Annotated in this window: 15 protein-coding genes; 9 read left to right on the top strand and 6 right to left on the bottom strand. The window is 35.7% G+C overall.

What is annotated here, in order from left to right:
• Nucleotides 1-24: 24 nt before the first annotated feature.
• The gene (locus ABVT42_RS05950) at nt 25-1701 is read right to left on the bottom strand and encodes an NHL repeat-containing protein (protein WP_353896071.1); all 1677 of its coding nucleotides are present in this window, start codon (nt 1699-1701) and stop codon (nt 25-27) included.
• A gap of 53 nt (nt 1702-1754) precedes the next feature.
• Nucleotides 1755-2252 (bottom strand): NHL repeat-containing protein, encoded by a 498-nt coding sequence (locus ABVT42_RS05945; RefSeq protein ID WP_353896070.1) that lies wholly within the window; start codon nt 2250-2252, stop codon nt 1755-1757.
• A 745-nt stretch (nt 2253-2997) separates the two neighbouring features.
• Between ABVT42_RS05945 and ABVT42_RS05940 the strand changes: the two genes are divergently transcribed.
• The 5 genes from ABVT42_RS05940 (at nt 2998) to ABVT42_RS05920 (ending at nt 13291) form a co-directional block, all read left to right on the top strand.
• Entirely contained in the window at nt 2998-7155 is a 4158-nt protein-coding gene (locus ABVT42_RS05940; RefSeq protein ID WP_353896069.1) for a two-component regulator propeller domain-containing protein, read from the top strand.
• A 149-nt stretch (nt 7156-7304) separates the two neighbouring features.
• A complete protein-coding gene (gene imuA, locus ABVT42_RS05935; RefSeq protein WP_353896068.1) occupies nt 7305-8195 on the top strand; it encodes a translesion DNA synthesis-associated protein ImuA in 891 nt (296 codons plus the stop codon).
• 87 nt (nt 8196-8282) lie between these two features.
• Nucleotides 8283-9725, top strand: a complete 1443-nt coding sequence (locus tag ABVT42_RS05930; RefSeq protein ID WP_353896067.1) for a Y-family DNA polymerase — start codon at nt 8283-8285, stop codon at nt 9723-9725.
• Between the two features lie 48 nt (nt 9726-9773).
• Nucleotides 9774-12875 carry an error-prone DNA polymerase gene (locus tag ABVT42_RS05925; protein WP_353896066.1) on the top strand — a complete coding sequence of 1034 codons (3102 nt, stop codon included), beginning with the start codon at nt 9774-9776 and terminating at the stop codon, nt 12873-12875.
• 125 nt (nt 12876-13000) lie between these two features.
• Nucleotides 13001-13291, top strand: coding sequence for an IS30 family transposase (locus tag ABVT42_RS05920; protein ID WP_353896065.1), 291 nt, complete (start codon nt 13001-13003; stop codon nt 13289-13291).
• Between the two features lie 125 nt (nt 13292-13416).
• On the opposite strand, the gene ABVT42_RS05915 is transcribed toward ABVT42_RS05920, so the two are convergent.
• A complete protein-coding gene (locus ABVT42_RS05915; RefSeq protein WP_353896064.1) occupies nt 13417-14202 on the bottom strand; it encodes a hypothetical protein in 786 nt (261 codons plus the stop codon).
• 777 nt (nt 14203-14979) lie between these two features.
• On the opposite strand from ABVT42_RS05915, the gene ABVT42_RS05910 reads away from it, so the two are divergent.
• The gene (locus ABVT42_RS05910; protein ID WP_353896063.1) at nt 14980-15624 is read left to right on the top strand and encodes a hypothetical protein; all 645 of its coding nucleotides are present in this window, start codon (nt 14980-14982) and stop codon (nt 15622-15624) included.
• Nucleotides 15625-15870: 246 nt separating this feature from the next.
• Nucleotides 15871-16119 (top strand): hypothetical protein, encoded by a 249-nt coding sequence (locus ABVT42_RS05905; RefSeq protein WP_353896062.1) that lies wholly within the window; start codon nt 15871-15873, stop codon nt 16117-16119.
• A 206-nt stretch (nt 16120-16325) separates the two neighbouring features.
• Here ABVT42_RS05905 and ABVT42_RS05900 read toward each other — a convergent pair whose 3' ends face one another.
• Together ABVT42_RS05900 and ABVT42_RS05895 are read right to left on the bottom strand one after the other, a co-directional pair.
• A complete protein-coding gene (locus ABVT42_RS05900; protein WP_353896061.1) occupies nt 16326-17603 on the bottom strand; it encodes a Rossmann-fold NAD(P)-binding domain-containing protein in 1278 nt (425 codons plus the stop codon).
• A gap of 2 nt (nt 17604-17605) precedes the next feature.
• The gene (locus tag ABVT42_RS05895) at nt 17606-17896 is read right to left on the bottom strand and encodes a DUF1315 family protein (protein ID WP_353896060.1); all 291 of its coding nucleotides are present in this window, start codon (nt 17894-17896) and stop codon (nt 17606-17608) included.
• Nucleotides 17897-19099: 1203 nt separating this feature from the next.
• Here ABVT42_RS05895 and rne point away from each other — a divergent pair.
• On the top strand, nt 19100-22399 hold the full coding sequence (gene rne, locus ABVT42_RS05890; RefSeq protein WP_353896059.1) for a ribonuclease E: 3300 nt from the start codon (nt 19100-19102) through the stop codon (nt 22397-22399).
• Nucleotides 22400-22473: 74 nt separating this feature from the next.
• Here the strand turns inward: rne and ABVT42_RS05885 are convergent, their stop codons facing one another.
• Entirely contained in the window at nt 22474-22995 is a 522-nt protein-coding gene (locus ABVT42_RS05885) for a low molecular weight protein-tyrosine-phosphatase (protein ID WP_353896058.1), read from the bottom strand.
• Nucleotides 22996-23454: 459 nt separating this feature from the next.
• Between ABVT42_RS05885 and ABVT42_RS05880 the strand changes: the two genes are divergently transcribed.
• On the top strand, nt 23455-23715 hold the full coding sequence (locus tag ABVT42_RS05880; protein WP_353896057.1) for a hypothetical protein: 261 nt from the start codon (nt 23455-23457) through the stop codon (nt 23713-23715).
• Nucleotides 23716-23899 lie beyond the last annotated feature (184 nt).

Raw genomic sequence — 23899 nt, 5'->3', positions numbered from 1 at the left:
TAACGAAAGGATCTTCACTTTAAATTAGCTCTGATGTTTTAAACTCACCAGATTCAACATCAGCATAAAACCTAACAAAAAGATAAATGCCCCGCCGCCGCTTTTTGATTCTTCTTTATCGGAGTTGAGTTTGGATTGAAATGATATTAATTTTGCCACTGTAATATCCATATTTCGATTAAGTGGTATATAAAATGCTGGCTCACTTTCATCATAGGTCATTGCTAAACTTCGTCGAGCAAAATCTAAATCTGCTTCATCAGGTAATGTATAAACACCGTTGATTGCAAAGCCGCTAACAATATTACCATTTAGATCAAGCTGGGTTATTGAAACTTTACTACGTTGCCCATCAATTCGCTTACCAAGCAACCAAAATGAATCTTCAATTTGAATAATACTCTTTGCCAATTCGTTCTTATCATTTTCTCCAATGAATAACATACCAGCATTCGCAAAGCTCTCATCTAATGAGCCATCTAAATTAAGTCTACTGACAAATATATCTCTATTTCTTCTTGACTCTTCAAGCTGATTTTCCCGAAACCCAATTAACACTAACTTATTATCTGCTTGTTGATACATTGAGCTCAAATATAGCCAGTCATTTTGTGATTCAATTTCTGCCAAACCATTCGACGCAAAAGATTGATCAAGATTTCCATCAGGCAGTATTTTTGTGACTTTAATGACCGCCTCTTCTAATGTAACAACGCCACCATAAATAAAGACTTCGTTGTTATTACCTATTAGTATTTTTGAACGATCAAGTTCAAAATATTCACCAAATTCGACTCTTTGAAATGAGGGATCTTTGTGACCATCCAAAGTCAAGCGATCAACAGCAAAATTATAAGGAAATCGATTCATTACACCAAGTAAAATAGCTTTATTGTTTGACTGTAGTGAAAAATCAAAATAAATAAAGTTATCCTCTAATCCAGTAAATAGCTTCACGCCTAATTCTGCAAATGAATAATCTAAATTGCCATCAGTATTTAAGCGTAAAATTCCCTTGTCATAACCCCTTTCAAATCCTACAAGTAACTTCTCATCTGTTTGTATTTCTCCATAAACGGATTTTATATATTTTCCTGCAGAAATCTGATAGCGAAATATTCCATTATCACCATAACTATTTACTTTATTGCCTTTTTCATCGAATTTAGTGACAATCAGTTCGTCATAACTTATGCCCAATATGAGCAATTGACCATTCTTAAGCTGAAACATATCAATAATTTTATCCGGTGAATTATTGTCACTATACCTAATATATCCCTGCTCACCGAACCCATAGATCAAGCTTCCATTTAAACTTAGTTTAACCGCTAATAAATCACCTGTTCCCAATTTTCCCTCTTGTACTTCTTTTGAGTATATTGAGCCTGTTAATAGTATATTGCCATCCGCTAAAATATTTATATTTGCAATATAACTGGAGTCATCCAGATATTTATCTTTTGAAACAACAATGAGGCCATTATTACCAAAACCGGCATCTAACTTACCATCCTCAATATTATATTGAGCGATCGAGACTAATGAGTTAGTACCGCCTCTAGTAATGGCAAGTAATTTATTTTGTGGGGCTTCAATAAATTCAATAATTCCGTTTGTACTTTTTAATTCATAATTAGCCTCTAACTCGCCATTTGTATCTATGCGCATCCATTTATTAGAGTAATCTGTTGAAAACATTATCTTCCCATCTGAGAGCACAAACATGTCTAATGGAAAATAATTAGAACCATCTACCTCAAATTCGACACTACCTTGTATTCCAAAGCTATTTTATCAAAATCACCATTCATGCTGAATCTGTTAAATAGTAAGCGATATTTACTTTGATCATAATCTAAATAGCCCAATAACAATTTTCCATCTTGCAACTTTTGCAATGAAAAAGCTATCACATCATCTGCATTAGTCATGTAAAGTTTACCGGTAGTATTAAACGAAGTATCTAGTGAGCCATCGACTAATAATCGCATTAATACAAGTTGCCCACCTATGGTATTAACAGCAATGAGCAACTTACCATCGGCTTGTTCAAAACTAGTTGTAGCGCCTTGATTTTTATTATCTGACTCAGAGACATTCAGTGATGCAAATCCATTAACGCCAAAGTTTTTATCTAGCTCTAAATGCGCTATAGTATCAGCCATCAAACAGTGACTACTCAACATCAGTATTACTGCCCCTAGTAAACTTACCCAAAATGTACGTTTGGTATATTCCGTTAAATCCATGTTCTTACTTACTTTTATATAGTTTGATTGGCTGGTTGCATTTTAAACAGAAGTGATATTGCCAATTTGAAAACAGGCGCTAGTATACCAATTAATCGTATCAAATCGTACTGATAAACTTTTGGTTTAATAATTTTTAAATTAGGGGATTGTTCCAATAGCAAGAAGTCATCTATTTTACCTTTCCATTAAACAAGTATTCATCACACTTTATTGAGTAATTTGATGACAAAACATAGAGCTTTAATTTTTTCTAAATAATTTAATCATTTTTCTAATAAAATAACTTGAAGCTATCAAAGAGATGTCTGAAATGGTTTTAGAGGAAATTACCTTATATAGGTTTTACCAAATCCATAGTCATTAAAGACTAAAATGTATTTATTAGCACAGGCCAATTTTTATCAGCCACCAGTCATTTATTTCAAAGTACGCTAGCCGACTCGGTAATTTGCAAAAACAGCCAAACAAACATAGGTTACAACCAAACCTTGCATTAATCTTATGATTAATCTCAACAAGCCTGAATTAACCTGAAATAATACTTATTGCCGCAAGGGAAAACCTTTAGATATTAGGCAAATCAAAATATTCAATTATATTATTTTAAAAATGCCATATATTTCAATATGATATATTTTATTGATTAAGTTCCTAATACTTATATAAAACTCATCTATACTTAACTCATGTAAAGCAAATTGAGATAGGTCTCCTGTCAGTTATTGTGTTACTTGAATAACTTATGATAAGAGAAATTTTAAAAAATTTATTATTCCTTTGTCTGTTAGTGTTTGCTACAGGAGTGATTGCTAATTCATTAAAATTTAAACATTTTGGAATTAAGCAAGGGCTCCCGCAAGCAACCATTTTGTGTATTTATAAGTCATCTGATGGGCGAATATGGGTTGGTACACAAGCTGGCTTAAGCTGGTTTGATGGTTATCAGTTTCATACCTTTAAGGCCATTGCCAATGATTCCAACAGCCTAAAAAACGATTTTATTCAAGCAATTACCGAAGATGCCCAAGGTTATATATGGGTCGGAACACATAATGGCGGTTTAAGTCGTTTGGATCCCCAAACCAATCAATTCATCAGCTATTTAAACGACGAAAGTAATCCTCACTCAATCAGCTCCAATAATGTGACCAGCTTGTTAATCGATAAACAGAATCGCTTTTGGATTGGTACAAATAGTGGCGGATTAAACCTTTTTTATCCTAAAAAGCAGCAGTTTAAACACTTTACACATAATCCTGACAATCCAGAAAGCATTAGCAGCAATACCATTCGTAGTATTGTTGAAGATAGTAAAGGTCATATATGGTTGGCTTTGTCGGGCTATCCTATTTCATTTGAAAAAGCAGCCGGAATCTCAAAATTTAATCCGACTACAGAAAAGTTTACCAACTTTAAACATGATCCCAATAATAACAATAGCCTTACCAGTGACAACGCATTAAGTCTGTATGTTGATAAACAGGATAATCTATGGATTGGTACCGATTTAGCCGGGCTGAATTTTTTTAATCAAGCAACCCAACAGTTTACTCACTACCCCGATCCACAATATCAACAAGAGCAACAAACCGATCGCACGATTACGGCAATTATCAAAGCAGATAAAAATGGCTTATGGCTAGCAAATGATGGTGCAAAAGGTCGTCTTAGTTATTTTGATATTCAACAGAAAACCTTTACTGATTATAAACACAATCCATCAAATCACACCGGACTCAATAATACTTATGTTTTTTCGTTACTAAAGGATGAACATAATCTTTGGGTTGGTACCTGGTGGAATGGACTCAACAAACTTTCTCTTAACTCTCAAAAATTTGGCTGGCTAAAACATAATCCGATAGTTAATGATGGTTTTCCAAATAGCATGGTTGCAGCATTAGCCGAAGATAGTCAACACCAGTTATTAATTGGTACAGAAAAAGCAGGTGTTTATCGCTGGCAAAAACAGTCCAATCAATTTATTCCAATAGCCTTTCCTCAACCGTTACAAAAAAAACTCCAGCAAGTTTTAATTGCTACAATTTACGTCGACTCGCAAAACAGTTTATGGATTGGCACCTTAAAAAGTGGCGCTTATACTTTTAATTTAAATACCCACGCCTTTAAACACTATGAGTATCAAAAAAACAATACTCAAAGTATTCGAAATAACAGTATTGCTTCTTTTTTAGAGTACCCTAAAGGATATATGTGGATAGCCACACGCGGTGGAGGCTTATCACACTTAAATATTCAAACAGATGAATATCGGCACTTTCAACATATCCCTGGTGACTCCAAAACGATTACTTCAAATACTTTAGCTCCCAACTCCATATTATTAGATGACGATTTAAATATCTGGTTTGGTACAATTGGTTTTGGCGTTAATCGCATAAACACACAAAATGACGAAATTACACAGTTTACTCAGGCGGCCAGTCACCATAAAATTTCTCACAATATGATTGGTGCTTTAAGTAAAGATAAACAAGGCAATATATGGGTTGCAACTTATGGAGGTGGAATTGACAAGCTTAGTCCACAAAAAAATCAATATAAGCTGACTAACTATAATATTTCTCATGGTTTTCCTTCATTATCCATAGATAACTTGTTGATTGATGATAACGATATCCTCTGGTTCACTACAGTTCAGGGGATAAGCCGATTTAATCCACAAAACAAAGAAATATTTTTATTTGATGTATATGATGGGGCAATGCCTTCAGAGTATTTACTAGGCGCACAATTTAAAGGAAAAAACAACTTATACATTGCCGGACTTCAAGGAATCACCTACTTTAACCCACAGGATATCAGTGTTAACCGAACTGAGCCATCGGTCAGACTGAATGCTTTTTCGTTATTTAATGAAGATATTTTTCCTACCACACAAAACCAGAATATTTTATCAAAAAATATTCATTATACCCAACAAGTTACACTTAATCATAATCAAAATATTTTTGGCTTCAGTTTTACTTCTCTCGATTATCTGGATCCGGAAAGAAACCAATACGCTTATAAAATGCAAGGCTTTAATGATAATTGGATTTATACGCCTGCTAACAAACGCTTTGCTACTTATACCAACCTCGATCCAGGAAACTATACGTTTTACATTAAGGCCAGCCAAAAAAACGGTGTCTGGAGCAGCATTCCGGCCTCTATTCAGCTAACAATCAAACCTGCACCCTGGAAGTCATGGTGGGCCTATAGCATTTACCTCATTAGTGGCCTTTCATTGATTTATTTATTTTATTATCAACGAAAAAGAATTCTGATCCAAAAACATAAAACAGAACTTGCTCGACAACAACAAAGTATTGCTGAACAGAAAAGCAGAATGGCAGAAAAATCTAATCAGGCAAAATCAAACTTTTTAGCTATGATGAGCCATGAAATTAGGACACCAATTAATGGTGTTATTGGTACAGTCGGTATACTAAGCGATTTAAAGCTGACTAACGAACAGCGGAGCTATGCCAATATTATTAAGGATTGTGGAGAAAACCTGCTATATATTGTTAACGATATTTTAGATCTCTCAAAAATTGAAGCTGGCGAGCTTTCTCTAGAAAAAGCGAAATTTAATTTACGTGATTGTATTGAAAGTGCTTTAGATATTTTCATTAAGGAGATTGATGAAAAACAAGTCGAGTTACTATTAATTTGTGATGATAATGTCCCCCAATCTATTCTTTCTGATGCTACTCGACTACGTCAGGTTATTGTTAATCTAGTGGGTAACTCCATTAAATTTACTGAAAAAGGCAATATTACAATTTTTATTCATTGCACACCCGTTAATCATCATCAATGCCAGTTAAAATTTTCTGTTGAAGATACGGGTGTAGGCATTCCAAAAGAAAAACAATCATTAATATTCAAAGCATTTAAGCAGGCTGATGAAAGTATTGCCAAAAATTTTGGCGGAACAGGGCTTGGCTTAACGATTAGTCAAAAGATTATTAACAGCCTTGGCGGTGAAATTACTATTGAAAGTGACGGCCATTCAGGTACAACCTTTCACTTTTGCATTACTGTTGATTTACCCGAATCAACCACTAAAATAAATACCTTTCAGGCTTCATCCATTCTCAATAAGAAAAAAATCTTTACCGTTAATAGCGATCGCTATTTAACACTTTTTTATCAAACACTGTTTAATCCGTTGCTTGGTAAACATAAGAATGTCACCGGACTGGCAACCGCAAAAAATGAGCTGCTCGATTACCAACCAGACTTGATTATCATTAATACCAATTTTCCATTAGACGAACTGAAATCATTTTTAATTTACGCCAATAATCACTGTCGTCTGAGTAATATTTCCAAAGTACTGGTGTGTACCCCACTCACGGCCATTCAGTATAAAAGTGAACTGGCCGAACTGTACAACCTGATTATTAGTAAGCCACTAAAACTGGTTCATTTTACCGAAAATCTGGCCTCACTATTTTTATCCCAAAATGAACCACAAGAAACACTTGAGAATGATTTAAGCGACGCATTCGCCAAAGCGAACCCTATGAATATACTGGTAGCAGAAGATAATGCCGTTAATCAAAAAATATTGCTGCACAGCTTTCGAAAACTGGGCTATCAACCAGATATTGTATCGAATGGTAAAGAAATTCTTAATGCAACAAAATTAAAGCGTTATGACCTGCTACTGACCGATCAACAAATGCCCGAAATGAATGGACTCGATGCGGCACTTGAATTACGCAAGCAATGGAGCAAAGAAGAGCTGAGAATTATCATTTCATCATCTAATGTTGTTGATTTAACCGATTTGCCCAACCACCACGATGTTGTACAGGATGTATTAATTAAACCCTTCACATTATCTTCCTTAAAAGACTGTCTCAGTAACTGTATTAATCGTTAACAATAGTCTTATCCCATAAACTGTCGATTTATTAGACTAAAAAATAATATTTTATGATTCAATTACTTAATAATAACCATTAAAAAAAATCTGGTATTTCAACCAATAAAATGCTACTTATGTAAATAGTATTTGAATGGTTAGTTATTATGTCATCTCCTATTATTAAACAATTAATCAACAGTAGCAGCGTTTGGCAGGCATCGAGCCAATCTCACACTTGCCCGACGCTCAGTACCGGTTATCGAGTACTCGATCAGCAGTTGCATTACGGTGGTTGGCCACAAGGCAAGTTGTCAGAAATTTTATTACCCCATCATGGTGTTGGTGAAATTCGCCTTTTATTACCATTACTTTACCGATTAATTCAACAAAATGCCCATATCTGCTGGATAAATCCCCCTTACCCACTTTATATGCCAGCTCTGCTGCAACAACATATTGCACCGGAAAAGCAGATTATGGTGCAGACAACACAACATGTTGATACTATCTGGGCTGCCCAACAAGCACTTGCTTCACAAGAATGTTCAGGCGTTTTTATCTGGTTGTCACAACAAACGACCAATAAGCAGTTGCGTAAATTATCACTGGCAACTAAAGCTGGGCACTGCTGGGGAATTGTTTTTCGACAACAACAATTTACTGAGCAACCGAGCCCATCAGCATTAAGACTCAAACTTAGTACGAGCCAACACCAGCAGCTTATTGAAATCATTAAGCAGCCTGGCGGTTGGAGTGGCCAAAAAGCAAAATTAAATTTATTTCCCGAAAAGATTTATTGGCGCGCATTGGCAGTTAATCAGTGGCCAGTGGTAACCAATAATTCCGAAGTTAAAGCCGAAGTTACAGAACAACAAAGTATTCACACAACGGTTTATAAGACACAGAAAACTCACAAAGATGGGCATACTGCATCTGATAAGTCTGCAACACAGGTAATACCTGACTCATTGCACACAGAACAACATGCAAAGCAACACGCAGAGCAATCAGCTCTTACAGACACTCCTTCGCCACAATTCCGGTTTTATCATTAAATATTGACTATCACTATGTGGCTTGCAATACGATTTCCTTATCTTATCTATGAATGCCTGCTGTTTACACAAAGTCAGCATAGTTCAATGCAACTATCACAAACAGCAGCAATAGTAATTCAAGCCAATCAAGTCGTGTGTGCCAATTTGACCGCACAACAGGTGGGTATTCAATCAGGCATGAATCTCAGTAGTGCTTATTCGCTTTGTGAAAACTTAACTATCTTCGAACGGCAGACCAAAACCGAATTACAAGCACTAGAAAAAATTGCATTAATGATTTATCAATATTCCAGTCAAGTAGTTATTCAAGCGGAGCAAGTTATTTTTGCAGAAGTTGGTAAAAGTCAAACCTTGTATAACGGACTATTACCACTATTAGCACAAATTATATCCCAGCTGACTCAACATTCTTATCAATATCAACTTGCCCTGGCCTGTACTATAGAGGCAGCAGAAGTTTTATCATTTCATACGCAATATCAACAGACTTTACCGCAAGCAATTGATCATCCGATTACCGATAATAAAAACATTATTTATCAACACAGTTTAAAACAACTTGAACAACTCTCCATTGAATACTTAAATTTACCGGAATACTGTATTGAAAAAATATTATCTGTTGGCATAAAAAAAATAGGTGAATTAAAAAAAATTGAAAATCATGCCATCAACAAGCGATTTGGTATTAAAGTTGCCAAGTATTTAAAACAGCTTTACCAAAAAAAAAGCCAGCCTATTAATTACTTTTCACCACCACTTCACTTTTACCAAAAACAAGCGTTTAGCGATGTGATTTATTATAAAAATGGCTTAACCCAAGCGATAGTTCTACTTATTAAACAACTTTGTCGCTTTTTAAGAGTACACCAACAAAGTGCTCAGCAACTTAACTGGCTACTCTTTGATACAGAAAAGCAAACCTTAGGTTTTCAAGTATTACTCACTCATGCACAAATTAATCAACCTGGTTATATTGAATTGACTCAATTGAGTCTAGAGCGTTTCACCTTACACTCACCTATTGAAGCAATTGCGTTAAAAGTAGAAAAGTTCTGTGAATTGAATGGCTCATCAAACGAATTTTTTCAACAAGAAAGCTTTCTGAAAAGTCATCATTTCATTAATAAAATACAATCCAAACTAGGAGAAAATAGCTGTTATCACTGGCAGATTAACAACCAACACTTACCCGAAAAAAAACAGTCGCTCACCCCACTGATTAACTCGCTTGAAACTGCTGAAAACCTCATAACCAACACCAGTAAATCCGAGTTGTCATCACCTAAGAAGCCAAGACCAAGCTGGCTTTTCGCAAAGCCACAAGCGGCTTATATTATCCAGAAGCAACTAGCCTGGCACGGCAAAATGACGATCATTTCAACGGTTGAAAGAATTAGCAGTGACTGGTGGGAACAGGCTGAAAGTCGAGATTACTATGTCGCTTACCATGAAAGCGGCGTTTATTACTGGGTTTTTTTTGACCACAAAAAGAAGTCATGGTTTGTGCATGGCATCTTTTGTTAACTCGATTACAACAGCAAGCTAAAGACAAAAGCAAACAGTAAAATTTTGATGATTAATTTTTTTGAACTTCACGCAAAAAGTAATTTTTCCTTTTTACAAGGCGCATCACATCCAGAAGAACTGGTTAAGCGAGCTATTGACTTAAAATATTCCGGTCTGGCAATAACTGATGAATGCTCCATGGCAGGAATCGTTAGAGCTTATGTGGCCTTAAAAAAACAAAAAGCTCATAATTTCAAATTAATTATCGGTAGTTCTTTAAAAGTTGATTTTAAGCAAAATGATCATCATCAAAAAATACAGCTGGTACTACTGTGCCCCGACAAACAAGCTTATGCCGAACTCTGCCAGTTGATTACTCGAGCAAGGCGACGTAGTGCCAAAGGAGAATATCAAGTAAAAATTAATGATCTTTCTTTATATTTATCACGCTGTCTCGCAATATTTATTCCGACCGAAAGTCAGCAACAAAATGAGCAGCAATTAACAGCCCTAAAGCAGCATTTTAAATCAAGAATATGGATTGGTTATCAACGTTTATTACAGCAGAATGATTATGCCAGCTATATGCAGATACTGGCATTAAGTGTGCAATTTGAACTGCCCATAGTTGCACAAAATCATATTCTGATGCACGATAAAAAACGTTTGAAACTACTACATTGCTTAACAGCCATTGCTCATAACAAACCGGTTCAGTCACTTGGACAAACCCTGAATAGCAATGCCGAGCAGCATTTACGTACGCTCACACGCCTTAACCAGCTCTACCCCCTCAAACTATTAGCAGAAACCCAAGTCATTGCTGAACTCTGTCAATTTACCTTGGATCAAATTCGTTATGAATACCCTAGCGAAGTGTTGCCAGCTAATATTTCAGCAACCCAATATTTAAAAAAACTGGTCTTTCAGGGGGCAAAAAAGCGTTGGCCCAATGGTATTCCAGAGAAGTTCACTCAGCAAATTAAAGTTGAATTAGATGCAATCGCCGCTTTAACTTATGAACATTACTTTTTAACCGTATACGATATTGTACAATTTGCACGCGCACAAAATATTCTTTGTCAGGGGCGCGGTTCAGCTGCTAATTCAATTGTGTGTTATTGCCTTTTTATTACCGAAGTCAACCCTGAGCAAGCCAGCCTGCTATTTGAACGTTTTATTTCCAAAGAAAGAAACGAACCACCCGATATTGATATCGACTTTGAGCACCAACGACGCGAAGAAGTCATTCAATACATTTATAAAAAATATTCTCGTGATCGAGCAGCTTTAACGGCTACAGTGATAACTTATCGGGTAAAAAGTGCAATTCGTGATGTTGGCAAAGCACTAAGAATCGATCAGGCCATTTTAAATTATTTAACAAAATCTTTAGCCTGGTGGGATAAAGTTGACTCGTTAAAAAGTTATATTCAACAAAACCATCAATTAGACAATACAATCATTGAACATTTTTATCAGTTAGTAAAAGAAATACTGGGATTTCCACGACATCTATCACAACATGTCGGAGGTTTTATTATTACTCAATCATCTCTCACCTCAATTGTACCTGTAGAAAATGCCAGTATGCCGGACCGTACCATTATTCAATGGGATAAATATGATATAGAAGCCTTAAGCCTACTCAAAGTGGATATTTTAGGACTAGGTATGCTGAGTATGATTCAACGCTGTTTGCATATGGTAAAAAATTATTCATCAATTCAATCGCTCGCGGATATTCCTAAAGAGGATCCCGCAACTTATCAGATGATTTGCCAGGCAGATACCATTGGTGTTTTTCAAATAGAATCACGCGCACAAATGAGTATGCTCCCTAGATTGCGTCCACAAAGTTTCTATGATTTAGTCATCCAAATTGCCATCGTTCGGCCTGGACCAATTCAAGGAAATATGGTGCATCCCTATTTAAAAAGACGCAATGGAGAGACACTACCCCAATACCCTAATAAAGAAATTGAAGCCGTATTACAACGAACTCTTGGTGTGCCTATTTTTCAGGAACAGGTTATTAAACTGGCTATGGTTGCGGCAGGCTTTACTGGTGGCGAAGCCGATCAACTTCGTCGGGCAATGGCAACTTGGGGGCGTAACGGTGATTTATATCAGTTTAAAGAAAAACTAATTGTCGGTATGTTTAAAAAAGGCTATTCAAATGAGTTTTCAGACCGTCTATTTGAACAAATGAAAGGCTTTGGCAGTTATGGTTTTCCTGAGTCTCATTCTGCCAGCTTTGCTATTTTAGCTTATTTTTCTGCCTGGTTTAAGCGTCATCACCCTGCGGCATTTTATTGTGCCCTATTAAACAGTCAACCGATGGGATTTTATTCTGTCTCTCAATTAATACAAGATGCCAGACGACATCAGATTGTTGTTTTGCCTGTTGATATTGATTCAAGTAACTGGCAATCCAGCCTTGTTACAGTCATACCTCAAAAAATATTTCATTTAAGATTAGGCATGCATTTGATTAAAGGCTTTAATCAACAAGCCGCCAAGCGTATTACCCAGCTAAGACAAATAAAAAAATTTACCTGCTTACAAGATTTAACCAACAGAGCTGGCCTCAACCAACAGGAAAGACAAGCACTTATTCAGGCCAACGCACTCCCCCGTCTGGCTAAAAATCGTTATCAGGCACAATGGAATAATCTAGCTATAGAACCCATAAGACCATTACTTCCAATTGAAACACCATACACTCACGCAGCATTAGCGCCCCCAACAACAACTGATAATTTGCTTGCCGACTATCAAAGTCTGGGACTGACGCTAAATATTCACCCTATTGCACTATTACGTGAACAAAAAAAACTTGCTCGCTGTCACCTTGCCAAAGATCTTTATCAACTCAGGCACGGGCAATTTGTGCAGGTAGCCGGCTTGGTAACCGGACGGCAACGCCCCGGAACAGCAACTGGAGTAATCTTTATGACGGTAGAAGATGAAACAGGCAATATGAATATCATTATTTGGAATTCAACACTAGCAAACTTCAGAGCGGCCATTTTAAACAGTCAGATTATTCAGATTAAAGGTAAAATTGAGCGGAAAAAAAATGTAGTACATATTATTGCTGGTCATCTAGAAGATATCAGTCACTATTTACCCAACTTTAATAAAAAATCCCGAGACTTTCACTAATAACTAAAGAGGCATTAAAAAGTAATATTAAACTCAATTATCAAATATAACTGCCAGTGAAAGTCTTGTGCACTCTCAAAAAAATTAATCCGTAAGTAATACAAATGATTGATTCATCAAGGTAATTGTATTTAAAAACTGGTATTTGTTCTAATATTGTCCATATTCGCCTTTTAAAGCCTTATCAAGATAAAGTACTGACACTAACTTTTGATAATGGCACTGAATTTGTAGAGCATGAAAAAGTGGGTCGAATATTAGAAGCAGAAACCTATTTTGCTCATCCCTATGCCTCCTGGGAGAGACCAATTAATGAAAATACGAATGGTTTGATTAGGCAGTTTTTTCCAAAAAAAACTGACTTTAAAAAAAGTGACCTGGCATCAAGTAAAAGCGGCTATAGAAAATTTAAATAATCGACCAAGAAAGACAAGAAACTATTTAACACCAAACCAGATATTTAATAATCAATTTGTGCCACTTATTTAAAAATTGCACTTATGGGTTGATTTCGCGGTTATTATCTAAAATCACGTAACAATTAATCCTTTTTACAGTTATTTTTAGCTGCTAATAAATATTCCAAATTATTTTCAATTAAATATTGCTCAAAATCACCTTCAACCGAGTCAATATCAGAACTATCAACTATTGAAGTGTCCAATTTATCTCTTCTACTTATTGAGTATAAGTCTAGTTTATGGTTGTGCAGAATCATATCTATTTCTTTTTTATTAAAAGTTGCTGTCCAATTCGTTAAATTTAATTTTAACAAATTTAAGTTTTTTTCACTATTGTAAATATCTGCACCATACCCATAACTTATTAGTTTATTTATTATATTAATTAATTTATCGGGGATTTCTAATTCTTCATCGAACTCTTTAATATTTAAAAGCGTTTTAAGATTGCCTAACGCTAACTCAAGCGTATTATTTAAATAATTATCGTCAACAGGGAATACTTGAAGTGATATTAAGTGTTCGAATAGATCATAATGCCCATATGCAACAGCATAGTCTAAAAGATTTAAGTGAGTAGACATCTCATCAAAACCGATTATGCTATCTATATTTTTTGTATATTTGGTTAATAAAATTAAGTCTGAATCATTTAACTGCTTTGATTTAATAAAAGCTGCTACATCATCTACACTTGGAGAATGAACCTCTAGCAATTTGATTTTTTCTTCAAAAGTAAGGTTGGGGATATTGCTAAACTTTTCTCTAGGGTAATTTATACTTACTTTGAAAGAGTTGTTATTTTTATTATTAAAGTAGCCAATAAGTTGATCTAGTATAGCCTGTGCTTGAATATTTTTATTCATTGATTCTGTGTTTTTTCTTAGCTGATTAGCTCTCCATCTCATTATTTCTTTAACGTAAATTTTTTTTACTTAGAATAGCTGTTGCTTTATCTAAGCTTAAATTATCACTCAAGAATAAATTAGTTTCTGACTGATCTAGCCAGTTTCGCCGTTGGATTCTAAGCTTTAATTCTAGATTTTTACAACTTTCCAATTTTTGGTCTTGCTTTATTTTTTTGATGTGAATCGATTAAGACAGGAGCCTTTGAATCTTCCAAATTTGATGAAATTTGAAATGTTATTTGAGTTATAAATAATACGACAATAAAAATAATAAATATAACCACTAAGAGTCTAAACATAAAAATTTAACTCGTTTTGCAAGGATTCTTTATTATAGCTAAAGCGATAAAAATGTCATGAAGCAAGTTATAAATTTAAATAATTTCTCTAACATACTTATTCTTGATAGCATCAAACTACGTTTCTTTCATATATGAAGGGACGAGATTATAGGTATTTTATTTATACCTAGCTAATAGTTTTAACAAAAAATTTACTAATGGATTTTATTTATGTTTAAGAAAAAGCTTTATATGATCGCGCTATTATTATTATCATTTCATTCCAAAGCGGATAAGTTAATACGTTGCGAAGGATGTACAGATTTTCAAACAAAAAATGCTGCTTTAGCTAATGCTATACTAAGTACTTCGACAGTTATTCACGTATTTAATTTTGAATATTCAAAAGTAGATAGTTATTAATTGGGACCCTAATAATACAGGTATGGGTGGAATGCAGCCAGGTATGGGCACTATTACAGCAACAAAGATACAAACATCATCTTACATACAACAGAAGTTTTACACTACAAAAGCCCTAGTCAATACTCTACAATCAAATGTAAACTCGAGCACAATTCCTTCAGATATTGTTGATTCAGGTTGGGACTTATACGCTTGTAACTCCTGCCAAAATGCATTACTGGAATATGTATATAATAACCCTACTAATGGTCAGGATTGGGCGAATATTTTTAATGTTTTATCGGATACTCTAGGATTAACCAATATTAATATCGCAATAAGACTGACAGTGACTTTAGCTGATGGTTCAACAATTTCTCTTAAATTTAAACTTTCTAGAGTAAATGATAGTTGGGTCCAAGGAGTATATGAAGTTGACTTTGAAAATTCCAAAGATGGAGAGGGCAACAAATTAGTAATAATAATCAATGACAGCCCTTCTCCTAGTGGTGGAGGTGCTGATTTTGCTGGGGGTACAGGCTCGGACAATTATCAAAGCTATATTGACGCGCTACGACGAGCAGGAGCACCCATTACAGTTAATGGTGATGTTCCGGAGGGAGCAAGAGTTACTTGCTATCGTGCTAGTTCTGGCAGAACCGTTTGTGTCTTAACCGGTATGGGTGGTTTTTAAGATACTTAATTTTATAATATGTTTGCCCTCATTGAGATTCTAGACACCAATAAACTCAGAGGGCAAGCTGACAGGGAGAACCTACCAACCATCAAGTTTGGTCTAAAGAATTTGATTTAACTGGCTGTAACATAGTTCAAAAATGGCTTTTATTGAGAATATTGGTGGCTTACTTCTCAGTAATAGGGAAATTTGAGCAGATAAGGAAGTTATTTCTCAAATAAGGTCAAAAATGTTGAATTGGATATGGAATATACCTTAAGTCTATTTTATGAGAAACAAGCTGATTATGCCAAGTCAGTAAATCATTACAAGAAATTTTACCAAGCTAATGAAGCCTTTATTTTTTCACGCCGAAAACGTTCCTTAAATATTTTAAAAGTACAATTTGATATTGATGAAAAAAATGCGAAAGCACAGCTTTTAACTCAAGAAAATGCACTCCAGCAAGCCAAATTAAACAAAGAAAAAAAGCAACAGACGATCAGTCTATAGAACAGTTACTGAAACGAGCCGACGAAAAATTATACTTAGCCAAAGCGCAAGGCCGAAATCAATGGGTAATGTAAATGAACGATATAAGTAATTTAAGCGAGTTATTTAAGTGAGTTATATACAGGAAAAAGAGACAACATATTTACAGATAATCACAGCACCTATCAATTGATCTTTATCAATCAACAGGTGCGAACAACATTTATTTATTTTTGACTCGTCGCGTGCTTATCAAGAAATTTTTGTAAATAGGTAAAATTAGGTGTTAGTTCACCTCGATAAACAATAACCGCTTTCATAATTTCAGGTGAAAAACCGCAACTTTCAAAGGGCTGACTTAAATCAACTGACATTAAGTTATGCAAATAGTTTTTTAATATCTTCGAAAAGTGAATTGATGCATCATATGACAATTCGCAAGGCAAGTTATCAATTGCAATCACAGTAATTCCCTCAGCTTGAACGCCTTCACTGGAAGTCGCAGATACCACATCAAAGGTATAAGCCGGAGAGCCGACATCAGACAATTGGGTCGTACACTCTAGCGAACCGTTAATATCACAGCTGATATCGGCAATCACCAGCGGTAATTTATCCAGGTGTTCACGCATTCTTTCGATGGTTAGATGTTTTGGATATTTTTCAGTCCAGTAAGGTGTTTGTAATAAAATGTCAAACTGACCAAGCAAACGATCGAAAGTACTCTCATAAGTCGTCGCTCCCGCTTCGATAAATTCTGACATCGAAAATGCTTTACCATTTTTATGCTGATGCAGATCCCCACTTTTAGCAACCGCATACCAGCTTCCTTCAGGTGTTTGTTGATTGTGCAGACGTTGAATGTCAATTTTAGGTAGTCCCAACCACTGACAAACCTCTTCGCTACCCTGACCAACATTGCCAGAGCCAACGATTAAAACTCGTACAGGTTCACCCGAGTTTAAGTCAATTTGCTGAAAATGCTGTTTAATTTCATCAATTGAGTGATACTGACAAGTTTGCTTAATTTGACTCAAAGCACTCTTTTGTTCTCTCACCTGAAATTTTTGTCCAGCAATATGCAAGCTGTCAATTGCTCCGGCTATTCCTGCAAATCGACCAAACGCAATGAGTCGTTTACCCTGACTATCAGTAATTGGTTCATAATCAATCAACGTTGCTTTTTGATCGATAAATTTTTGTAACAATCCCATGTTATAAGCTTGCCCTTTAAACGTATGTGAAAAAGCAAGATGAACCTGATTTGGCTGAATTGAATTGACTGGCGGCTCCTTAATACCGACAACAAATTCACTGGCTAAAGGTGAGTCAACTATAGGCACATTAAGTGACTGATAGTCAGCATCGGGAAAAACTCTAATTCCACTTGACTCGACACTGATTGGGAAACCTTTTTCAACCAAATCAGCAGCATCTGACGGAGAAAGCGCAGTTCGCCTTTCCCAGTCATTTTTATGTTCTTTACGAACGACTGTTGTTAACATATCTAAACCTTATTTTTGATAATGACCTGTTCATCATCGTATTTTGAAGACTGAGGAAGTTTATGACTCTCCCCCTTTCCAGTATATAACTCACCATCTGTACCAATAACAAAGGGCTCAGCGTCGTCATTATTTCGATGTTTGGATTCCCAGAGCATTACCGCCTGCATAGCTGACTCGACCTGTTCTGATGTCAGTTTGTCACCATTTTCCCAACGACCAAGTTCTATCGCCTCTTTCAGTTTAGAAATTAGTTCAGGGTTAAGGTTTGCAACGGTTTGTGAATAGTCCACGAAAAATACTCCAAAAATGCCAATTCATATCGGCGCGAGTTAATACTTAAGTACAAAGTGAGAAATATTTAATGCCATGAGTGACAAAAATTCATCTCAATGGCCGCAAAATTATAGGTAAATTCAAAATGACAAGCAATCGGCGCTCAAAGCTTAACAAGAGAAACTCTTAAATATTGATAATGGTGTTAGGCAAATAAATCCAATAATGATTATAAAAAAAGAATCACTTGTATAAAAAAGAATCAAAAACCTTGTAAAGCATTAATATTTTGAACAAAATTCGGTTAAAAATTGCTGCTACTAATATTTATTGCTATAGTTCAACCACTGACAGTTGATATAAAAGGCCATTGAATTCAGGCTTGTAGATAATACTGTACAGGACTTGTAGAACTATTTATTGACAAAAATATTGTCCAACAGGTTAAGTGATTTACAGGGTAATGCTGAACGCTTATTGCAGATTGCACAAATATCACAATGAGAGTTAAGTATAAGCACTTTAAGATACCCAAATTTTAAAGTGCTAAATTAAGTGCTGTTTTATACAGCAGGTAAATTTCAAACCAATTAACCCGCCAGACAATCTTTTATTGAAAGGACAATTTAACTTTTTAAAAACCTCACTCAGTAAAAGTTTTCATTCGACATACTACCAACGGTTAACAGGGTAAGATCGAAAACAATAAATAGACTACGACTCAGGTTCTATAGAACCTGCTTAACGAATCAATATGAATCCATTGTTAAATAAATAACAATGATATTTAGAGCTTTATTAAAATTTTTAAATAACGCTCAGTATAAAATTTAGGCAAAGGCCAAATTAGCAAAAGAATTTGAATTATTAGGTTATAAAGAACGGTAATAAAAGATCCTTAATAAAGATCCATACTATGTAATACAATGGGCTACAGATATTGTAGCGATAGACTAGCAATTAATTGAGAACACTTTTAGGCTTAGTTAAACCTGATAAACGCTCATAGAAGCATCACAAGAATCGGTTAACATATTGATTTAAAAGAAATTTTTATTATACTTTTTTGCATTTTAAAACGATAAATAAATAGCCAGAAAATATTGGTTCCTATTGTTGTACGAGTCTGTTAACTGTTTATTGCATACTCAGTTTATTACCCCTCAATATAGTTCTTCGCTGATTTGCTTTGCTTTATTACAACAATAAGAGAAGCAAATATGAAACGTATGTTAATCAATGCAACGCAACCTGAAGAAATTCGCGTTGCTTTAGTTGATGGGCAAAAATTATTCGATTTAGATATTGAACTGGTTGGAAAAGAACAAAAGAAAGCCAATATTTATAAAGGAAAAATTACTCGAATTGAACCTAGCCTTGAAGCTGCATTTGTCGATTATGGTGCCGAACGACACGGCTTTTTACCACTCAAAGAAATCTCCAGAGAATACTTCACCAAAAAGAACTTTCGTGGCCGTCCAAATATAAAAGATGTATTAAATGAAGGCCAGGAAGTCATCGTACAAATTGATAAAGAAGAACGCGGCAGTAAAGGTGCAGCATTAACTACCTTTATCAGTCTCGCCGGTTGCTACATTGTCTTAATGCCAAATAATCCTCGGGCTGGTGGAATTTCGAGAAGAATTGAAGGGGAAGAACGCGAAGAGTTGCGTAATGCGATGCGTAATATTCAAGTCCCAAAAGGTATGGGCTGTATTGTTAGAACAGCTGGAGTTGGCCGTAATGCCGAAGAGCTCGAATGGGATATGTCGGTTTTACAGAACCTTTGGTCTGCCATTCAAAATGCAGCAGAAGAGCGCCCCGCCCCCTTTCTCATTCATCAGGAAAGTGACGTCATTATTCGCGCGTTAAGAGATTATCTACGATCAGATATTGGTGAGATAATTGTCGATAAACGCGAAGTTTTTGACAAAGTTAAGCGCCAAATCCTATTTATTCGCCCAACTTTTGAAAATCGCATCAAGCTAAACGAAGATCGCGAAATTCCACTATTTACCCGCTACCAGATTGAATCACAAATTGAAACAGCCTATCAGCGTGAAGTCAGACTCCCCTCGGGTGGTTCGATTGTTATTGATCCAACCGAAGCATTAGTCTCAATCGATATCAACTCAGCCAGAGCAACCAAAGGTGCAGATATTGAAGAAACTGCGCTGCAAACCAACAAAGAAGCAGCTCAGGAAATTGCGCGGCAATTACGTTTGAGAGATATGGGAGGTTTGATTGTTATCGACTTTATTGATATGTCACCTGCTAAAAATCAGCGAGAAGTTGAGTCTGTACTTAAGGATGCGCTAACGCGTGATAGAGCACGTGTTCAGGTAGGTAAAATATCTCGCTTTGGCTTACTGGAAATGTCACGCCAACGCTTAAAACCTTCACTTGAAGAATCAGCTCATAATGTTTGCCCACGTTGCAGCGGAACAGGAACAGTTAGGGGTATTGAGTCATTAGCTTTATCGGTACTAAGGTTAATTGAAGAAGAAGCAACCAAAGAGTTGACGACTGCCGTTCAAGCACTACTGCCTGTAAAAGTTGCCACCTTTTTACTAAATGAAAAACGTAAAATCATTCATGCAATTGAAAAACGTTTAAAAGTAAAAATCTATATTATTCCAAACCCGTACATGGACACCCCCAGTTATGAAATTACCCGTATGCGTGGTGAAGAAAAACTAGAAACGGCTACGCATGAAGTCGTCAATAAACCACAGCTTGAAGTCTATACTCCAACCGCACCAACACAGACTGAAACCACTGAGCAAGCGGCAGTCACAGTGAATAATATTGGTGTACAACCAGCACCAGTACATGTGAAAAAGACAGAGTCGAAACCAGGCTTTTTCAGTCGTCTATGGCAGGCACTATTTGGTGATAAAGACGGTCAAGATTCGAAGAAAAACCAAAAAGGTCGCAAGCATAACCGCCGGAATGGTCAGAGATTTGACAAAAATCGTTCGCGTAATAATCGCAAAGGTAAGCCACGCAATAAACAAGATAATAAAGAAAGTAAAGATGATTCGACACGTTCTCCTAAAGGTGAGAAACGGTCGAATACTAAACGCAATCAACAGAATCAAAAGAATCAGAATGCTACATCGACAGCGGTAAATGAACAACAATCTAAACCACAGCGTAAGCGAAAAGATCGTCCACCAAGACAATCACGCGAAGAGCGCCAAACGGTTCAGGCTAAAAATCGTCAAGAGTACCTTGATTCAGATAATAACAGTGCGGAAAATAACCGGAATCAATCGGCAAAATCGGCTAACCAAAATAAACAACAGAATGATAACACTCGGAACCAATCCACTTCATCCGAGCAAGCAAACAATCAGTCAAAAACGATACAGCCTAAAACGGTTGCTGATTATGTAGGTACTAAAAATGCTGAAGCTAATCAGCAATCAAATAATCAATCATCAAATTCATCTAAGGAGGCAACACAACAAGCTGTTATCACACAGCAAACTGATTCTGCCCAAGTGAATACGCGCCAAAGCAGCTCGGGTCAAGCTAATGAAAAATCTATTCAAAGGGTAGATACAGACTCAGATTTAAATAATGGAGCGAACAAAGCTGAGAATAAAGTACACTCACAGCAACATGGCTCTCAGCAAAGCAATTCTCAACAGAGCCACTCCTCTATTAAAGAAGACAAAACGCCTTCAACTCATGATGAGAATACAAATAAACCGCAGCAAAAATCTCAACAAGAGACTACAGCCGCGACGCACTCGGTGAAGGAATCCAGCCCGGAGCAAGCAACTGAAAAAGCAAAAGAGCAAGTTGCTTATGCTGCCCCAGCCAAACCTGAGCCAGCTGAGCCCGAAGCAACTGAGGCCAAAGCTGCAACAGCCTCTCAAACCGATATTGAAAAAGCGGTTGATCAAACAGCTGAAATTGTTACCGATAAATTGACAGTACATGCTGCCACATCACAAGCTGAAGCAGTAACAACGAAAGAGACGGTGCAAAAAACAGAGACACCAGCTAACTTTGCAGCCAAAAGCTCAGATGACAATGTGATGTTCAATAAAGCCGCAGAAAAGTCTGTTACCAATGAGCATGATCAACCAGCGGAACAAGTTGTAACTCAAACCGAGTCAGTTAATCATGATTCAGTTAGTTCTTCAGAAAATAATGCAGATAATACATCAGCTTTAACACAACAAACAGAATCTGAGCTTAAGGACTCTATCGCATCAACATCATCAGGACTAGGATCAGTATCAGTATCAGTATCAGTATCAAACATATCTGAATCGGTATCATCAGAAAGAGCCAATGGTCAGGCACCATCGACAGTTCAACCAGCTGCATGTCGCTCTTATGCGCCAGCAACCAAACCGCAATTTTCTGAAATGTTACCAACTACTGACTTTAATTTTGAAAAGCCAAGTTTTGAACCAGGTATCTTAGTAACCAGAAATGTTGAAGAACAAACAAGCATTAATAAAAGCTATTCACCTATGGCAAAACCAGCCCCAGTTGAATAATCTTTATTAATTCATTTATACCACTAACAGAAAAGAGCTATTGTTACAATAGCTCTTTTCTACTGGTTAAGGTTTTAGGTATTCTGCTTAGATAGATATTCTGCTTGAATATGTTTAATCAATCCCTGTGATGCCTGTTCGATCAAGTCGATCACTAAATCAAACCCTCTATCTGCCCCATAATAAGGATCAGGTACTTCAATATATTCAGATAAAGGCGCAAAATCCTGTAAAAACAATTTTATCTTATGACGATTATGTTGGTTATTACTTTGTTCTGCATGTTTCATTAAGTGAGAAAAATTATCTTTGTCCATTGCCAGAATCAGGTCAAACTTTTCAAAATCTTCATCAACCACTTGGCGAGAGACAATGCTATCCAGGTTATAACCACGCTTTTTAGCCGCACTAATTGCCCGTGGATCAGCTTTTTCACCCTGGTGATAACCCGTTGTTCCAGCCGAATCAATTTCAAGATCGAGCACTGATAAATGCTGAATGGCAAAGTGGCGAAAGATACCTTCTGCAGTGGGCGATCGACAAATATTTCCCATACAGACAAATAACACTGATAGCTGACAATTTTTTAAAACCATTTTTTAAATCCTTGAAAATTTTATTAAGCAATCCTACTTGATGCAGGCAAGCTAAATCAAATAAATGCTTCACGAAATTGATGACAATCTCTCTGCAAAAGTGCAATAAACGCGTTACCATCTGGTAGTACCGCTCACAAAAATAATGGTAATATTCACTGTCTCACGAAATGAGCCCCTTCATATATAAACTAAGTTAATGCCTTCAAATTTGTGTCATATAACATTTAAGCTTTTGATTTTTAAAGCATTCACTTTGTTTTCAAAAGACGTGAATATTTTGTTTTTATCGCTTTCTTCAGTCCATCGATAAACGCTTTATTCAATAAAAGTCAATGCGTTAAAAAGTAATCAACAATCTTAAAAAATCTTTACTATACTTCGCTCGATATAAATTCGTAGGTAACGTTAGTTGTTGTTTGAAAGTAATTAATTTCTAAATATTAAGGATGAATTAAAATGATTAACTTAATTATTATTATCACATTAATGACAATTTACTTTATGGTTTGTCAGCTCTTTGTTTTTTATGCTGACAAAAACTTAAGCCAACTTTTAAAAATAAAATTGGCTAAAGATAAAAACTTTAAAATTTCTAAAAACTTTCTAAAAACTAATCGTCTTTATTTAAGACTTTGGTTGCCAGCTGCCTATTTGAGATTTAAATATTCTTCAGATAATTTATCTCGAAAAGTTAAAAAATCTGGTATAAAAATATAATCATCCACTAAACAGGTAAAATATAAAAATAAAGATTTTGCTAGACCTAGGAAATACCTGAAATTTCAGATAAGTCCTAGGATGCGATTTCGAAAGAATAATTAAATGCTAAAAAATAACAGTGTATAAAGAAGCAAGTTAAATAATATTCTTGTTTCAAATAAATTTTTATTTCAAATAATCT

Source organism: Aliikangiella maris, assembly GCF_040719265.1.
Classification (GTDB): Bacteria; Pseudomonadota; Gammaproteobacteria; order Enterobacterales; family Kangiellaceae; genus Aliikangiella; species Aliikangiella maris.
This window is presented reverse-complemented; position numbering and strand designations above follow the sequence as displayed.